At 48.3% G+C, this 17,604-nt stretch carries 11 protein-coding genes; all 11 read left to right on the top strand.

The window, feature by feature from the left end; genetic code table 11:
- Positions 1–131 precede the first annotated feature (131 nt).
- The 11 genes from LG211_RS16190 to kdpA all read left to right on the top strand — a co-directional run bounded on the left by LG211_RS16190 (position 132) and on the right by kdpA (position 17,600).
- A complete protein-coding gene (locus LG211_RS16190; protein ID WP_269477997.1) occupies positions 132–1,358 on the top strand; it encodes a saccharopine dehydrogenase family protein in 1,227 nt (408 codons plus the stop codon).
- A gap of 217 nt (positions 1,359–1,575) precedes the next feature.
- Entirely contained in the window at positions 1,576–2,838 is a 1,263-nt protein-coding gene (locus LG211_RS16185) for an HD-GYP domain-containing protein (protein ID WP_269477996.1), read from the top strand.
- A 114-nt stretch (positions 2,839–2,952) separates the two neighbouring features.
- Complete coding sequence (locus tag LG211_RS16180) at positions 2,953–4,242, top strand: HlyC/CorC family transporter (protein WP_148396846.1); 1,290 nt, start codon at positions 2,953–2,955, stop codon at positions 4,240–4,242.
- On the top strand, positions 4,239–6,992 hold the full coding sequence (gene secA, locus LG211_RS16175) for a preprotein translocase subunit SecA (protein ID WP_148396845.1): 2,754 nt from the start codon (positions 4,239–4,241) through the stop codon (positions 6,990–6,992). Before LG211_RS16180 ends, secA begins: the two co-directional genes overlap by 4 nt.
- A 198-nt stretch (positions 6,993–7,190) precedes the next feature.
- On the top strand, positions 7,191–7,946 hold the full coding sequence (locus tag LG211_RS16170; RefSeq protein ID WP_148396844.1) for an alpha/beta hydrolase: 756 nt from the start codon (positions 7,191–7,193) through the stop codon (positions 7,944–7,946).
- A gap of 117 nt (positions 7,947–8,063) precedes the next feature.
- Positions 8,064–8,960: an acetamidase/formamidase family protein gene (locus tag LG211_RS16165; RefSeq protein ID WP_253020287.1), complete on the top strand. Its 897-nt coding sequence runs from the start codon at positions 8,064–8,066 to the stop codon at positions 8,958–8,960.
- Between the two features lie 52 nt (positions 8,961–9,012).
- The gene (locus LG211_RS16160; RefSeq protein ID WP_148396842.1) at positions 9,013–10,392 is read left to right on the top strand and encodes an APC family permease; all 1,380 of its coding nucleotides are present in this window, start codon (positions 9,013–9,015) and stop codon (positions 10,390–10,392) included.
- Between the two features lie 499 nt (positions 10,393–10,891).
- A protein-coding gene (prfB, locus tag LG211_RS16155; RefSeq protein WP_148396841.1) for a peptide chain release factor 2 occupies positions 10,892–11,996 on the top strand; the annotation gives its coding sequence in 2 pieces (ribosomal slippage) (positions 10,892–10,966 and positions 10,968–11,996; 1,104 coding nt in all).
- An 11-nt stretch (positions 11,997–12,007) separates the two neighbouring features.
- On the top strand, positions 12,008–14,266 hold the full coding sequence (locus LG211_RS16150) for a Tex family protein (protein WP_148396840.1): 2,259 nt from the start codon (positions 12,008–12,010) through the stop codon (positions 14,264–14,266).
- A 126-nt stretch (positions 14,267–14,392) separates the two neighbouring features.
- Complete coding sequence (locus LG211_RS16145) at positions 14,393–15,538, top strand: sodium ion-translocating decarboxylase subunit beta (RefSeq protein WP_148396839.1); 1,146 nt, start codon at positions 14,393–14,395, stop codon at positions 15,536–15,538.
- 319 nt (positions 15,539–15,857) lie between these two features.
- Entirely contained in the window at positions 15,858–17,600 is a 1,743-nt protein-coding gene (kdpA, locus tag LG211_RS16140) for a potassium-transporting ATPase subunit KdpA (protein ID WP_148396838.1), read from the top strand.
- Positions 17,601–17,604 lie beyond the last annotated feature (4 nt).

The raw sequence follows: 17,604 nt of genomic DNA, 5'->3' as shown, positions 1-17,604 counted from the left end.
AAATATAAAAGGTAAAGAAAGCATTTAAAACGGGAAAAGATGGCAATATGTAAATTTCGCGGCAGGCTTCCTTTTCGCTATAATAGAGTCAAGATAAAAAACAGTTATTTGGAAAGGTAAGGTAAAGAAAAATGGCTTTAAAGAAAATTCTCGTATTAGGCGTTGGAGCACAGGGATCCGCAGCAGCAAGAAGACTGGATGAGGATCCGGGCGTAGCGGAAATCGTTTGTGCCGATTATGATAAAAAAGCAGTTGACAATCTGGTAAATGACTTAAAAAAAGCAAAAGGCACTCAGGTTGACGCCCATAGCAAAGACAGCATCGTAGCTGCGGCTCAAGGTGTGGATTTAATTCTCAACGCACTTCCTTTGGAATGTACAAAGAACGTACTCGATGCGGCTTTAGAAGTAAAGGCCAACTATCAGGATTATGCGGCCACCACAGCGCTTCATGAAGATTGGGTAGAAAGTATCCGTATTCAGTATAATGAATATGGCCCTAAATTTGAGGCAATCGGCAGAACTGCCATCGTAGGAACCGGTTCGGCTCCGGGACTGATCTGCGCTGCAACTAGAGATGCGATGCGTTATCTGGATACTTGCGATACCATCTATAACATCGTATGGGAAGGCGTTGAAGCCAAGAGATTCCAGCCTTTCTGGTGGTCTCCGGTAACAGCTCTTCATGATATGAGTGAAGAAGCATACGCCTTTATCGACGGCAAGCTGGTACGCACACCTGCTTTCGATCTGCCGATCAAGAGACAGTACGACTACATGGATGAAGAAATCACTTTTGTAGAACATTGCCATGATGAGCCGATCCATTACAGCTTTAATGCAGAAAAATTCTTCAAGGGTGCTAAGAACGCTTACTTTAAGTATGCCGGCGCAGGCGTAGATTTCTCAAAACCGCTTTACAGAGCAGGACTTCTTTCTCATAACACGGAAACCATCAAGGGCGTTGAAATCGCACCGTTTGATGTAGTGCTGGCTCACGTTCCGCCAGCTCCAAAGTTCAAGGAAGAAATCAAAGAGATCATTGACGAAGGGCTTGTTTCCGATTCCGGCTGCATGGTCATCGAAGCATACGGCAAGAAAGACGGCAAAGACGTTTTGGTTGAAACCCACGTAAATGCTCCGGCATTGGTTGAATCCTACGAAAAATCCGGAATTACTGCAGAAATGTATCTCACCGGACAGGGCGGATATCTCTTCACCAAACTGTTTGTAAACGACAAATTTGATCAGACTGGCCTGATTTCATCCGATATGCTGACCTTCGAACAGGTTGACGCTTACTTCGAATATGCGGCAGAGCTGGATATTACCTTAGATACAAAGGTAAAAGAACTGTAACGATACATCATGTAAAATCGCTTCTTAAAACATAATAGCATAAAACCCAAGCAGAAAGAGTGCGCAGCGATGCGGGCTCTTTTTGCTAATTGATGTGCAGGGAGCAAAAAATTTGTTTTATAAGGTCTTGGGCATGGCATATACTTGATGCAGGATGAAAGAAAGTTTGCTATAATGGACACATTGATCTTATTGACAAAAGAGGGAGGAAGGATGGATGATGGAGCTGCTCAACGGTACAAACTTGTTCCATTTGATTCGAAGGTCGCTCAACTTTGTTGACGAGCGGCTGGTGGGCCACGGTGAACAAGTGGCGTATATAGTCTTAAAGCTTTTAGAAGAAGACGGAGGCTATGACATCAAACAGCGCTGCAGCATTGTATTTACGGCACTGCTTCACGATATCGGCGCTTACAAAACAGAAGAAATCGACAATATGATCCGTTTTGAGACCAAAGATGTATGGGAACACTCCATATACGGATATTTGTTTGTCAAATACCTGTCGCCCTTATCCCAATATGCTCCGGCGATCCTATACCATCATATGGATTTTGTCGATCTTCCCCAATATGCCTGTGATAATGAAAACCGAAAACTGGCCCAGGTAATTAACTTGGCCGACCGAGCGGCTCTCTGCTTGGAGCTGGGAAGCGGCAATCAGATCTTAGAGGTGCTGAATGAGTATCGCGCTGCGAAATTTTCCCCTGAGGTGCTGAACCTGCTGGAAAAGACTTTAAAAAATGGGAAACTATTTGTAGGAACAAATCCCGAAAAACAAACGGAGGCGCTTGAAAATCTTTTTCATCAATGGACGGATGAACGGAAAAACGAACAGTTTTTGCAGATGCTGGTATTTGCCATTGATTTTCGCAGCCGCTTTACGGTTGCCCATACTTTTGCCACGGCAGCCATTAGTATGAAGCTGGCGCGTAATTTTGGAATAAAGGGAACGGTTTTACAGAAAGTCAAATACGGTGCCTTTCTTCATGATCTGGGAAAAGTGGGGATTCCCCTTGATATTTTGGAATCCACCGAAAAGCTAAGTGACAGCGACATGGCCCTGATGCGCAGCCATATCCTCCTGTCCGAAGACATTATCTCCGGACAGATTGATGAGGAAATTGCTTTGATTGCCCTGCGGCACCATGAAAAGATGGATGGATCCGGTTACCCGAAAGGGCTCTGCGGCAAAGATTTGACGATTCCTCAGCGGATTGTAGCCATTGCCGATATCGTCAGCGCCCTCAATGGCGAACGAAGCTATAAAAAACCATTTCCCCCGGAAAAGGTAAAGGCGATTCTGCGGGAACTTTCGGACAGTGGGAAAATATGCCCCAAAGTAACCAGCGCTATGCTGGAGCATTTTGATGAAATCATCGGAGAAGTTAATCGAGGAAGCAAAGAACTCTACGATCTTTATCATAAAATGGAGGATGAATATGAACGGATTTACCTTCAATATTTGGGCAAAGTATAAAAAAATTGTTAAATTCAGGTTAAAAGAGGGTTCGCCCTCTTTTCAATTACCGTAAAACAGGCTATACTAAAGTATTGATATATTTTTCTATTGATGCAGGAGGAAACATTTTAAATGGAGAGTCACATAATTGTGGACATAGCAGTAATCGTAATACTTGTGGTTTTGTCCGCCTATTTTTCCGCAACGGAAACCGCCTTTACTTCGCTCAATCGCATTAAGATGAAAAACCTTGCGGCTGATGGAAATAAACGTGCAGGCCTGGTGCTGAGGCTGGAAGAAAATTACGACAAGCTGCTGACTACGATTTTGATCGGCAACAATATAGTAAACATAACCATGACCGCCATTTCCACATTACTCTTCGTGGAACTGTTCGGCGCTTACGGGCCAACCTTATCCACAGTGGTGATTACCGTGGTGGTTCTGATCTTCGGAGAAATTACGCCCAAAGGAATTGCAAAAGAATCTGCAGAATCCTTTTCCCTGTTTTCGGGGCCGGTGATTCGTGTTCTGATGGTTCTTCTGACCCCTGTCAACTTTCTTTTTACCAAGTGGAAACAGCTAATGGCAAAAATCTTCAAATTCGGTGATGACCGTACGATCACTGAAGATGAGCTGCTCACCATTGTTGAGGAAGCTGAGAATGTAGGCGGTATTGATAACGAACAGAGCGAACTGATTCAGAATGCAATTGAATTCAACGAACTGACGGCCTGGGATGTGCTGACGCCCCGGGTCGATATGGAAGCCATCGATGTGGAAGATTCCAAGGAAGAGGTGGCAAAGCTGTTCAAAAAGACTGGGTTTTCCCGTCTTCCGGTATACGAAGATGACATAGACAAAATTATGGGAGTACTCAATCAAAAGGACTTCCATAACTATATAGTAGGTACCAATAAAAATATTTCGGATTATGTAATGCCGGTGGTTTTCGTGGCCGGCGCAATAAAAGTCTCGGCACTGCTGAAAAAGATGCAGCAGATGAAGACTCATCTGGCCATCGTGATCGACGAATACGGCGGCACGGAAGGTCTGGTGACTATGGAAGATATCATTGAGGAATTGGTAGGAGAGATTTACGATGAGCACGATGCTGTCATGTCGCAGGAGATCATTCCTTTGCAGAACGGCAGTTATCGGGTGAAATGCAATGCAAGTATTGCGAAAGTGTTCGACTTCTTCGATATTGAAGAGGAGATGGACGTACAGACGGTCAACGGCTGGGTCGTGGTGCAGCTGGACAAGCTGCCGGTAAAAAACGATACCTTCCAGCAGCAGATTGACGACAATTTGTTAAAAGTCAGAGTAACGAAAGCAGATGACCGCCGGGCCTTGGAGATCAATCTGGTGGTAGAGGAGCTGGAGCCTGAAGAAGAAAGGAAAGGGGAACAACAAAAATGAGCTTTATGGAAAAAATCTTTGGCGACCTGAATGCGAAGGAAGTAAAAAAGGTCGCTAAAATTGCAGATAAGGTCGAGGTTTATGATGAGCAAATGCAGGGCCTTACCGATGAACAGCTGCGGGACAAGACCGCAGAATTCAAGGAAAGGCTGAAGAACGGAGAAACACTGGATGATATTTTGCCGGAGGCATTTGCGGTCTGCCGTGAAGGATCGGTGAGAAGCCTGGGCATGAAACATTTCCGGGTGCAGATCATTGGAGGTATTGTACTTCATCAAGGACGTATCGCGGAAATGAAGACTGGTGAAGGTAAGACGCTGGTGGCGACTCTGCCAGTATACTTAAATGCTCTGGAAGGAAAGGGTGTTCACGTTGTAACGGTCAATGACTATCTGGCAAAGCGAGATATGGAATGGATGGGAAAGCTGTACAATTTCTTGGGACTGACCGTTGGCTGTGTTATCCACGGAATCAGTGAAGAAGAGCGAAAAGCGGCTTATGAGGCGGATATCACATACGGTACCAACAATGAGTACGGATTTGATTATCTGAGGGATAACATGGTTCTCTACAAAGAGGATATGATGCAGCGGGATCTCAACTTTGCCATCGTCGACGAAGTAGACTCCATTCTCATCGATGAGGCGAGAACACCGCTGATTATCTCCGGCCAGGGCGGAAAATCCACTGATATGTATAAGACTGCCGACCGCTTTGTAAAAGGGTTAACCGTAGAGACGGATTTTACCATTGAAGAAAAAGATAAACAGGTATCCTTGACAGAAGAGGGTGTTGAAAAATGCGAACAATACTTTAATGTGGAAAACTTCTCTGATCCGGAAAATATGGAGATCAACCACCACGTGCTCCAGGCCCTGAAGGCCAGGAACCTGATGAAACGGGATGTGGATTATATCATTAAGGACGGTGAGATCGTCATCGTCGATGAGTTTACCGGCCGTCTGATGTTTGGAAGACGTTACAGCGATGGACTTCATCAGGCCATTGAGGCCAAGGAAGGAGTGCTGGTCCGGTCCGAATCCAAGACTCTGGCGACGATCACGCTGCAAAACTATTTCCGTATGTATCAGAAGCTGGCCGGTATGACCGGTACGGCCAAGACCGAGGAAGATGAGTTCCGGGATATTTACAACATGGACGTAGTTGTGGTTCCCACCAATATGCCCATCATCAGGGAGGACCTTCAGGATGCGGTCTACAGCACAGAAAGAGGAAAATATAAGTCGATTGTCGACAAAGTGGTGGAAGCCCATGAGACCGGGCAGCCAGTGCTGGTGGGAACCATTTCCATCGAAAAGTCGGAAATCATTGCAAACAGCCTGAAAAAACGCGGCATAAAGACCTTCAACGTCCTCAATGCCAAGCACCACGAGCAGGAAGCGGAGATTATCGCTGAGGCGGGCCGCCTGGGCGCGATCACCATCGCCACCAACATGGCCGGACGTGGTACCGATATCATTTTGGGGGGTAATCCGGAGTTTGAGGCCCGCCGTGAAATGCGGAAAATGGGCTACAGTCCAGAAGCCATCGCCTTTGCCACCGGCTTTGTCCAGACTGACGATCCGGAGCTTGTGAAAGCCCGGGAAGAGTTCCACCGGCTCCACGAACAGTTCAAGGAGGAGCGGAAGGAAGAACAGGAAAAAGTCATCCAGCTGGGAGGCCTTTGCATCATCGGTACGGAGCGTCATGAGTCCCGAAGAATCGATAATCAGCTGCGAGGCCGTTCCGGAAGACAGGGCGACCCTGGCCGCACTCAATTCTGCATTTCCCTTGAAGATGAGCTGATGCGCCTCTTTGGCGGCGAAAAGATGCAGAACGTGGTAAAACGCTTGGGCGTGGAAGAGGACGAACCCATCGAAGCCGGTATGATCACCCGCTCCATCGAGGGGGCTCAGAAGAAGGTGGAAGGCCGAAACTTCTCCATCCGTAAATATGTGCTCCAGTACGATAACGTTATGAACAAACAGCGTGAAATCATCTACGGAGAGCGGAAAAAAGTGCTCTTTGGCGAAGACCTGCGGGAAGATATCACCAGCATGACCCATGAGCTGATCGACGAAGTGGTGGAACCGATCACCATCGCCTCCAGATTTGCTGAAGAATGGGATCTGGACACCCTCAATGAAGGCTTGAAAAAGCTATCGCCAAACTTTGAATCGCTTTCTTTTACGGAAGATGAATTCCTGGATTTGAATCCGGACAATCTCAAGGAACTGGTTTATGAGAAGTTCGAGGAGCTGTACCAGGCCAAAGAGGCGGAAATCGGCATAGACAAGATGCGCGAGGTTGAACGGATGATTCTGATTCGTGTCGTCGATAATAAGTGGATGGACCACATCGATGCCATGGACCAGCTCAAGAGCGGTATCGGACTGCGGGCGCTGGGCCAGCAGGATCCGGCTGCCGCCTATGCGCAGGAAGGCTTTGACATGTTCGAGCTGATGATCCAGGGGATCAAGGAAGAAACGGTTAAATTCTGCTACAGCGTAACGGTGCAGACGAGAACAGAGCGTGTGGATGTCATCGGCACCGGCGAAGGCCACAAGGACGAATATGTGGATGAAGGCCCCATGATGGGCGGCGGCGAGCTGCCGGAAGAAGAGCAGATCCCACAGCGAGAGAAGAAGCAGGAACCATATCGGAGAGAGCATCCCAAAATAGGCCGCAACGATCCCTGTCCATGCGGCTCTGGCAAGAAGTACAAGAACTGCTGCGGAAAAAACGCATAACCTGCGGCTTTCATTAATGCGATGCCGATATAGATATGGCTCTGTAAATAGAAAGGCATGCTTAATTATCTCTGATCGGGTCTTTCGGCCCTGATTAGAGATAATTTTTATTGTGGAGGAGTGGTGGATTAAATCGATCCAGCCAAGTTTCAAAGAACGCATCTGGAAAAAAGTTTGTGGCCTGTTTGGAGGTGAACCATGAAAACAGAAATGATAAGCAGTAAAAACGACTACCTGATTCCCTGTTCCCATACGCTGACCGGAAATGAGCAGAAAGCAGTAATCATTGCTCACGGCTTCGGCAGCAGCAAGGAAAGCCCTACGGCCAAGATGCTAGCCGAAGAACTGCCAAGAAAGGGTATTGGGACTCTGGCCTTTGATTTCCCTGCCCATGGAGAAAGCCCAGTGGACGGAATGGAATTAACGCTGACTCACTGTATAGACGATCTGGCTGCGGCAGAACAGCGGGCTTTGGAGCTGACCGGACATGGGGAAATCTGTTACTTCGGATCCAGCTTCGGCGCGTATACTACGCTATTGTATTTGTCCCTTCGGCCTCATCTGGGGAAGAAAGCATTTCTGCGCAGTACCGCAGTGGAGATGCCAAAGCTGATCCGCCCAAGTACAGGAGAAGAGCGGCGCGCTTTAGACAGAGACGGGTTTTTAATGGTAGACCAGGATTACCTGCGCCCGCTCAAGCTGACCAAGACTTTTTTCGATGAGCTGGATGCCCATGACTTGTTCGATCTTTACCAGCCGGAGTCAGCCCGGCTGGGCATGGTCCATGGCAGCAAGGATGAAACTGCTTCGCCGGAAGCAGCCGTAAAATTTGCCCGGACATTCGGCGCAGAACTGACCTTGATACCAGAGGGCGATCATCGTCTTTCGCAGCCGGGAATGGCGGAAAAAGTTTTGAAGCTTGCAGAATCATTTTTTGAATTGTCTAACTTTTAACAATTGCATTGACAAAGGTCGGCAAACACTGCTACAATGCAGTCGGATATTAGGGAAGCGGGGGAAGTTTCAGTTCTGCCGCTTTTATTTTTTTGCGCAAGCGCGAAGGAGGAACCCATGAAGATAATCGATCAATCCGTATACAAGTTTTCTAAAAACAACAACCCTTTTACAGATGCAGATCCGGGAGAACTGCTGCTATTCAAGACCATGGATTGTTTTTCCAACAGGTTGAAAACAGAAGCGGATTTAATCACCGATCTGGCTTACAGCTACGATGTGGCCAACCCGGCCGCAGGTCCTGTTTACATTAACGGCGCTCAGCCGGGAGACGTGCTGGCGGTGGATATTTTAGATGTGCAAGTAGCCGGCCAGGGCGTTATTTCCACCAGCGAGGGCTGCGGGCCGCTCTGCGAAGATATGGAGATCCGTACCCGAGTGGTAAAAATCAAAGATCAAGTAGCTGAATTCAACGGCGTCAGGTTTCCCATCGATCCCATGATCGGTGTAATCGGCACTGCTCCTGACGGAGATGATGTGATTGACGGCTATCCGGGGAATCACGGCGGTAATATGGACAGTAAGATCATCAAAAAAGGCGCGCGAGTTTACTTCCCCGTCAGAGTGGAAGGGGCGCTGCTCCAGCTGGGCGACGTTCATGCGACCATGGGCGATGCCGAGCTGTGCGGAACGGGCATAGAAATTCCGGCAGAGGTGCTGGTCAAGGTTTCTTTGATCAAAGACTTCGAACTTCACTGGCCTGTGACTGAAACCGCCACCCATTGGTATGTCAACGCCTGCGCCCATGAATTCCCGGAGGCACTTAAATACGCCTCTGAGGAACTGCAGAGACTGCTGATGAACGTGACAGGATGGGACAAGACGGATACCTATATGTACATGTCCGTGCAGAGCGATGTGGCCATCAATCAGGCATGCGTCCCCTGTGAAGTCGCGATGATCCTTCGCTTTGGAACACCCAAGCTGCCTCAGTTCAAACCGCTGATCGGCTAAGGCCGGACCGCGTTTTTATAACAATTATTATTATTTTAAGGAGAAAAGAGACATGAGTGACCAACAGCAAAACAAAGGCAATGTTGAGCAGTTCGGCTACAAACAGGAGCTGAAGCGCGCCCTGTCCCTGCGCGACGTTGTTCTTTACGGCGTATTGTTTATGGTAATCATTGCGCCCCAGTCCATTTTCGGAGAAATCCAGGTGGCAAGCGGAGGTATGACGCCGCTTGTTTACATCGTAGGCTTTGTTGCCATCAGCTTTACAGCCCTCAGCTATATGAGGATGAGCAACAAATTCCCCATCGCAGGTTCCGTCTATGCCTATGTGCAAAGAGGGATCAACCCCCATGTGGGCTTTATCGGCGGATGGCTGATTCTGCTGGATTACCTGTTCGTGCCATCCCTGCTTTACACTATGGTTGCCAATTGGGGCGTGGAGCTGATTCCAAACAGTCCGTGGTGGCTATGGATTCTGGTATTCGTTATCTTTAACACCATCGTCAATGTCCGGGGAATGGAAATGACCAAGGGTGTTGATTGGGTAATGTTTGTCATGGAAATTGTAATTTTGATCGTGTTCATCTATCTGGGCTTTAAATATGTCCTGGGCGGAGGCGGCTTCGGCCACATTGCGCCGGATCCCTTCTATCAGCCTGGAAAAGTTGACGCTCACTTTATTGCTTCCGCATGCTCCATCGCATGTTTGTCCTTCTTGGGATTTGATGGTATGAGTACACTGGCGGAAGAAACCATTCATCCGGAAAAAAATATCGGAAAAGGGATTATTATCGCATTATGTACCATTGTCGTGGTTTTCGTACTGCAGACTTATGTTGCGGCACTGATCCTGCCCGATTGGGAAAATACCGATTTGGCTACCGGATTCTTTGATGCAGCAGCCCTGGCAGGCGGCGAAGTGTTCAGAAAAATCCTGCTGGTTGTAAACATCATCGCCATCGGCGTTGCCAACATTATGGCAGCTCAGACGGCAACCGCAAGAATGCTCTATGGTATGGGACGCGACGGCGTTATTCCAAGAATCTTCGCCAAGATCCATCCCAAATACCAGACTCCGTACGTTGGCGCGATTATCGTCGGTGCTGCTTCCTGCGTGATTCCGCTGATCCTGAACATGTCGCAGCTGGTAAGACTGGTAAACTTCGGTGCACTGGCGTCCTTCGTGCTGCTCAACTTCGCCGTATTCCTCTACTTCTTCGTAAAAGAGAAGATGCGCAATTCCTTCGGCGATTTTGTCAAGTATCTGATCTGCCCGTGGCTGGGAATTCTGATCTTGATTTATGTGTTCACAGGCTTTGACAAAATGACTTATATCGTAGGTATTGTTTGGCTGATCGTCGGCCTGGTCATTGGAGCCATCAAGTCCAAGGGATATAAAGAGGTTCCAGAGGCCTTTAAAAATCTGGAAGTTTAAAGGATTGTGCAAGGCGGTCAGGAGCTGGAGCTGTAGGGGTTGCGGCAAACTCTTTGCCGCCGTGCTGGCTTGGAGATCGTCTTGGAGAAAAAAGAGCTTTGTACTGAGTGCTTCCCTGGCCCTCTATACGTCGGATATGGAAAATCTGACGCATGAGGGGCCGGGGCTCTTTTTATTACGGCTATTATCTCAAATCGGGAAAATTTTATTGAAAGGTTTCAGTTTTTACGCAATCCAATGGGTTTGCGGGGCCTGATACTGAGAAGAAGCAGGTTTTGCTGCTTCTGTCTGGTTTTGAGAGGGTGCAATCGTTGAAATTTGCGTAAAACCTGAATTTATTTTAGCTTTTTTCCCAAAAGGCTCTACTGCCTGCAATGAAAAAGTATGCGATGCATGGCATCGATCATAAAAAATCCCCCTTGGAAATTTTTTGCCAGTAGGGTATACTAAACTATCGGGCCAAATCAGGCCCCATTCAAACAGAGAGAGGGATGAACACATGATAGAATTGGAACAGATCAAAGCTGATCTGCCCGGCCTGAAAGGCAGGCTCAAAGAGGCAGGTGAGTCCCTTTGACCTGGCAGGTCTGAGGGATCAATTAAAAGGCCTGGATGAAAAGACACAGGCATCAGGCTTCTGGGACGACCACGAAAAGGCCCAGAAAGTCATGAAAGAAAAGAAATCCATTGAAAACAAAATCGAAGAATATGAAGCGCTGGCCACAGAGATCGAAGACGTGGAAGTGCTGATTTTACTTGCCGAAGAAGCGCAGGACGCTTCCATGACGAAAGAGATTCAGGACGCCTATGATGCGGCGGCCGAAAAGCTGGAAGAACTGCGGCTGGCCACGCTTTTGACCGGAGAATACGATAAAAATAACGCCATCATTTCCTTGCATGGAGGATCGGGCGGCACTGATGCCAAGGACTGGGCGGAAATGCTCTTCCGCATGTATGTAAGGTGGGCGGAGCGAAAAGGATACAAGGTTAAAATTCTCGATTACCAGGAAGAAAAGGAAGGCGGCATCAACAGCGCCACCGCAGTGGTGGAAGGAGACAATGCCTACGGTTATCTGAAAAACGAAAAGGGCGTCCATCGTTTGGTGCGAATTTCACCTTACGATTCATCCGGCAGACGACATACCTCCTTTGCCTCATTGGACGTGATTCCGGAAATCGACGACGACACCACTGTGGAGATCGATCCGGACGATTTGCGGATCGACACCTTCCGCTCCAGCGGCGCCGGCGGGCAGCACGTCAATAAAACCGATTCCGCTATCCGCATCACCCATATTCCGACCAACATCGTGGTATCCTGCCAGAATGAACGGTCCCAGCACCAGAACCGGGAAGTGGCAATGAAACTGCTCCTGTCCAAGCTGGTGGAACTGAAGGAGCAGGAGCATAAAGAAAACCTCAAAGAGCTCCAGGGCGACTACAGTCAGATCACCTGGGGCAGCCAAATCCGTTCGTATGTATTCCACCCGTATACCATGGTCAAAGACCACCGGACAGGGGCGGAAGTTGGAAACGTGGGCGGCGTTATGGATGGTGACATCGACTATTTTATCAATGAAAAGCTCAAACAGAAAGAAAGGTAAAAGCAGGCTCTATGAACATTATCGAACAATTAGCAAAAGAATTTGAACTCAGGCTGCCGCAGGTGGAAAACACAGTAGCGCTCATTGATGAGGGCAACACGATCCCCTTTATCGCAAGGTATCGAAAGGAAGTGACCGGCGGCCTTTCCGACGTGACACTGCGAGATCTGGACGAACGTCTGACCTATCTGCGTAATCTGGAGGAACGTAAAGAAGAAGTCATTCGATTGATCGAAGAACAGGGAAAACTGACCGATGAGCTGAAAGCGAAAATTATAGAAGCCGAGGTTCTGCAGAGAGTTGAGGACCTGTATAAACCGTACAAACAGAAAAAAGCTACCCGGGCGTCCAAAGCCAAAGCCAGGGGACTGGAACCGCTGGCCATGACCTTTTGGGCCCAGGAACTGGAAGAAGGAGCTGTCGAAGATTTGGCCCAGCCCTTTATCAATGAGGAACAGGAAGTTCCCGATGCCGCCGCAGCCATTACCGGGGCCATGGACATTCTGGCCGAAATGATTTCTGACGATCCGGAACTGACGGCAAAAATCCGTGAAAAAACCCAAAACAGCGGCTTAATCGTCACCGAGGCGGCAGACCCGGAAGAAAAGACGGTTTACGAAATGTACTATGAATATCAGGAAGCAATCAAAAAGATTCCCAACCACAGAATTCTGGCTATAAACCGAGGCGAAAAGGAAAAAAAGCTAAAAGTCAAAGTGACGGTTTTAGTAGAGGAGATGGAACAGCTGCTCCAGGAAGCGGTTATCACCAACCAGCGGTCCATTTTTACAGGTCTGCTCCAGGAAACCATCGCCGATGCCTATAAACGTTTGATGGCTCCGTCCATTGAGCGGGAGATGCGAAACATGCTTACCGAGCGGGCAGAACTGGAAGCGGTCAAGGTCTTTGCCAAGAACACGGAAAAGCTGCTGATGGTTCCTCCTGTAAAAGGGGCCAGGATCATCAGCATTGACCCAGGGTATCGTACCGGCTGTAAAGTCGCTGTGCTCAATGAGACCGGCAAACTGCTGGCCTATACAACCGTATATCCAACCCAGCCGAGAAACGATGTGGCCGGTACAGAAGCGACGCTGAAAAAGCTGGTGGATAAATACCGGATCAATGTGATCGTTATCGGCAATGGGACAGGCTCCCGGGAAACGGAAGAAGTAGTGGCCGGTTTTATAAAAAAGAATGGTCTGGACATCAGCTACACCATCGTCAATGAAGCGGGGGCATCGGTTTATTCCGCTTCCAAACTGGCAACTGAAGAATATCCGGATTTGGACGTTACCACCAGAGGCGCCATGTCCCTGGGAAGGCGGCTGCAGGATCCGCTGGCGGAACTGGTGAAGATCCCCACCAAAAGCATCGGCGTGGGGCAGTATCAGCATGACATCAATCAGGGACTGCTGGAGACGGCTCTTGATAATGTGGTAGAAGACTGCGTAAACCGGGTCGGCGTGGACTTGAATACGGCTTCCCCGTCCCTTTTGGCCCATGTGGCCGGCATCAACATGGGGATCGCCAAAAACATCGTTGCTTACCGGGAAGAACAGGGGTCCTTCATGGATCGAAAAGAACTGAAAAAAGTTTCAAAGCTGGGAGAAAAAACCTACAAGCAATGTGCCGGCTTTATGCGCATTTCCGAAGGCAGCAACCCGCTGGACGCCACTTCCGTCCACCCGGAATCCTATAAAGCGGCGGAAGCCATGCTGAAAAAACTCAAGATCGATAAGAAAGAGATCATACGCGGCGGCGTGGCTGATATTGAGCAGAAAATCAGCGACCTGTACGCGGATCAGTTCAAACCCAAGAAGCCGGAAACCAGAGCAAAAGGTCTGGCCGCTCTGGCAGAACTGAGCAAGAAAAAGGATAATCCCAAAAAGAATCTGGGAAAAGCCATCGAAAAGCTGTCCCAGGAGCTGGAAATAGGATCGATGACCCTGAGAGACATCATCGAAGAGATCAAAAAGCCGGCCAGGGATCCCAGGGAGAATGCGCCTGCGGTCGTCTTCCGAAATGACGTTCGCAGTTTTGAAGATTTGGAAGAAGGTATGGAAATGATGGGTACCGTGCGCAATGTTGTTGACTTTGGCGCCTTTGTGGATATCGGCGTAAAAAACGACGGCCTAGTACACATTTCCCAGATGAGCAATAAGTTTATCAAGCATCCGATGGATGCAGTTTCAGTCGGTGATACGGTGAAGGTTAAGATTATCCAAATTGACCATGAAAAGCAGAAAATCGGACTGACCATGAAGCTGTAATGTATCCCGAGTGTATACAGTATTTATCCCGATACAAGGTTGTAATAAACGCTTAGATGTGTTAGTATTTTAACGATTAGTGCAGGTCTGCACTTTTACGTCATTTAGAAAAGGAGACGAGAAAAAATGCTAATTGAGACACTCAGTAACTTCTGGCAGGATACCGGCCTGGCTAACGTGGCATATCAAAATGTCATTATGATCGTGGTATCATTTATCTTCCTTTATTTGGCAATCAGGCATGGGTTTGAACCGCTGCTGCTGATTCCAATCGCTATGGGTATGTTATTATCCAACCTGCCAATAAGTGGTATGTTTATTGAGCATGCGGAGATTACATCATCGAACCAGCTATCCGATATTGGATTGCTGTCCATATTCTACGCGTTGAAACCAATCTTCCCTTCGCTGATCTTCCTGGGAGTAGGGGCGATGACCGACTTCGGGCCGCTGATCGCCAATCCAAAATCGTTGATTATGGGCGCTGCAGCGCAGTTTGGTATCTTCTTCGCGTTCTTTGCCGCTGTTATTCTGGGTTTCGATGCACAGGGTGCTGCATCCATTGGCATTATCGGCGGTGCGGATGGGCCGACTGCGATCTATCTGACCAGCAAGCTGGCTCCAGATCTCTTAGGACCTATCGCTGTAGCTGCCTATTCCTATATGGCTTTGGTACCGATCATACAGCCGCCAATTATGAAGGCGCTGACAACCAAAAGCGAACGGGTGATCAAGATGGATCAGCTGAGAGTCGTGAGCCAGAAAGAAAAGATTTTATTCCCGATTGTTGTTACTGTTCTCGTTGTTCTGCTCCTGCCGGCAGCAGCACCGCTGATCGGTATGCTCATGCTGGGCAACCTCTTTAAAGAATCAGGAAGAGCGGATCGACTTTCTGATACTGCACAGAATGCGATGATGAACATTGTTACCATACTGCTGGGTCTGGCAGTTGGAGCTTCCGCTACAGGAGCAACCTTTATCAAGGCTGAAACCTTGAAGATCGTCGTTTTGGGAATCTGCGCATTCGCAGTAGGAACTGCCGGTGGCGTTTTGATCGCCAAATTGATGAATGTACTTACAGGCGGAAAGATCAATCCTCTGATCGGTTCGGCAGGTGTATCAGCTGTACCGATGGCTGCCCGAGTATCGCAAAAGGTAGGCCAGCAAGAAAATCCTTCAAACTTCCTGCTGATGCACGCCATGGGACCCAACGTAGCCGGCGTAATCGGTTCGGCCGTGGCCGCTTCGGTAATGCTTTCTATGTTCGGTTGATCTCAGCTTACATATCGAAAATCTCTAAAATCATTTTTATACAAGAAAAAGCCTGTTGTCTTATGACAATAGGCTTTTTTCTGTTTGAGAGAGTATCCGGTCGTCTCCTTTTGTCTTGAAGGGGGCTTTCTTTATACGATCTTAATGCCAACGTACCCACCCTTAACCCCATTTTTATACCAAACCTCCTATAATGAAAATGAATTAAGAAATGAAATAAAGGAGGAAGAAACATGTCATTGATCATAAAGATAGTGGGCGTTTTAGGAATTGCCCTGCTCATCTATCTTAGCAAGGTTTTGCTTGGAGGTGACCAAAAATGAGCGGCGAACTGATACAAATGGGAATATACCTGGTTATATTAATCTTACTTGCAATCCCTTTGGGAGCTTACATGAGCAAGGTCATGAACGGAGAACACGTATTCCTTTCCAAGATACTGGTTCCTTGTGAAAATGCGCTCTACAAACTCATGAAAATCGACAAAAACGAAGACATGGGTTGGAAGAAATATGCCAAAGCAGCCGTCTTGTTCAGCGTATTTGGATTTATTATTCTTTTCCTGCTGAATCTTCTTCAGGGAAAACTGCCGCTGAACCCGGAGGGCATTGGAGGAACTTCCTGGCATCTGGGATTTAACACGACGGCCAGTTTTGTAACCAACACCAACTGGCAGGCTTACTCGGGAGAGATGCAGCTCAGCTATCTGACGCAGATGCTGGGATTGACCGTGCAGAACTTCGTTTCTGCGGCCACCGGTATCGCAGTCCTATTTGCACTGGTCCGCGGATTTGTAAGAGTGAAAGAAAAAGGCATCGGGAACTTTTGGGTCGATATGATCAGAAGCGTTTTGTACATATTGCTGCCGCTGTCGATTGTTGTGACCATCGGTATCGCATCCCAGGGCGTTATCCAGAACTTTTCTGCTTATGAAGAAACGCAGCTTTTGGAGCCGGTAACCATGGAAGATGGAACAGTGATCGACAAGCAAGTCATACCAATGGGCCCGGCAGCCAGCCAAATTGCAATTAAACAGCTGGGTACCAACGGCGGCGGATTCTTTGGAGTCAATTCAGCCCATCCCCTCGAAAATGCCACACCGTTTTCTAATTTATTGGAAATGCTGTCGCTGCTTTTGATCCCGGTTGGACTATGTTTTTCTTTCGGACGAAGTGTGAAAGATAAAAGGCAGGGGATCGCTCTGTTTCTGGCCATGGGCATCATGCTAGTGGCGGCTATGAGCGTAACAGGCGTTATGGAATTAAAAGGAACTCCCCAGCTGGAGGCAAACGGTGCGGTCAATATAACGGCCTCTGACGAATTAGTAGGCGGAAATATGGAAGGAAAGGAAGTACGGTTCGGACCGGGAACCTCCGCTACCTGGGCGACGTGGACGACTGCTGCGTCCAACGGTTCGGTCAATTCCATGCATGACAGCTATACGCCGATCGGCGGACTTGTGACGATGCTGCAGATGCAGCTTGGCGAAGTCATCTACGGCGGCGTCGGCTGCGGACTGTACGGTATGCTGGGTTTTGCCATCATTACTGTCTTTATCGCAGGGTTGATGGTCGGTCGAACGCCGGAGTACCTGGGCAAGAAGATTGAGCCATACGAGATGAAGATGGCGATGCTGGTCTGCCTGGCCACCCCGGTAGCTGTACTGGTAGGAACCGGTATTGCCTGCATCGTTCCATCGGTGGCTGACAGTCTAAACAATCCGGGTATGCACGGTTTCTCTGAGGTACTATATGCATACTCGTCGGGAGGCGGCAATAACGGTTCTGCTTTCGCAGGGTTCAATGCCAACACGCCCTTTGTAAACATAACGATCGGCCTGGTAATGCTGTTTGTACGGTTCCTGCCGATGATGGCAACACTGGCAATCGCAGGCTCTCTGGTGCAAAAGAAAAAAGTGGCCGAAAGCGTTGGAACACTACCGACATACAATGGGATGTTCATTGGTTTCCTGATCGTAGTGGTATTGCTGGTAGGAGCCCTCAGCTTCTTCCCCGCATTAGCGCTGGGACCCATCGCAGAGCATTTGCAGATGATTCTGTAATAGA

It is taken from the genome of Hominibacterium faecale, assembly GCF_020734085.1.
Lineage (GTDB): Bacteria > Bacillota > Clostridia > Peptostreptococcales > Anaerovoracaceae > Hominibacterium > Hominibacterium faecale.
Note: the sequence above shows the minus strand (reverse complement) of the source record. Positions and strands in the feature narration are given on the sequence as shown.

Coding starts and splice junctions, on each gene's coding strand:
- LG211_RS16190 (WP_269477997.1), top strand. CDS start 132: ATGGCTTTAAAGAAAATTCTCGTATTAGGCGTTGGAGCACAGGGATCC.
- LG211_RS16185 (WP_269477996.1), top strand. CDS start 1,576: ATGATGGAGCTGCTCAACGGTACAAACTTGTTCCATTTGATTCGAAGG.
- LG211_RS16180 (WP_148396846.1), top strand. CDS start 2,953: ATGGAGAGTCACATAATTGTGGACATAGCAGTAATCGTAATACTTGTG.
- secA (WP_148396845.1), top strand. CDS start 4,239: ATGAGCTTTATGGAAAAAATCTTTGGCGACCTGAATGCGAAGGAAGTA.
- LG211_RS16170 (WP_148396844.1), top strand. CDS start 7,191: ATGAAAACAGAAATGATAAGCAGTAAAAACGACTACCTGATTCCCTGT.
- LG211_RS16165 (WP_253020287.1), top strand. CDS start 8,064: ATGAAGATAATCGATCAATCCGTATACAAGTTTTCTAAAAACAACAAC.
- LG211_RS16160 (WP_148396842.1), top strand. CDS start 9,013: ATGAGTGACCAACAGCAAAACAAAGGCAATGTTGAGCAGTTCGGCTAC.
- LG211_RS16150 (WP_148396840.1), top strand. CDS start 12,008: ATGAACATTATCGAACAATTAGCAAAAGAATTTGAACTCAGGCTGCCG.
- LG211_RS16145 (WP_148396839.1), top strand. CDS start 14,393: ATGCTAATTGAGACACTCAGTAACTTCTGGCAGGATACCGGCCTGGCT.
- kdpA (WP_148396838.1), top strand. CDS start 15,858: ATGAGCGGCGAACTGATACAAATGGGAATATACCTGGTTATATTAATC.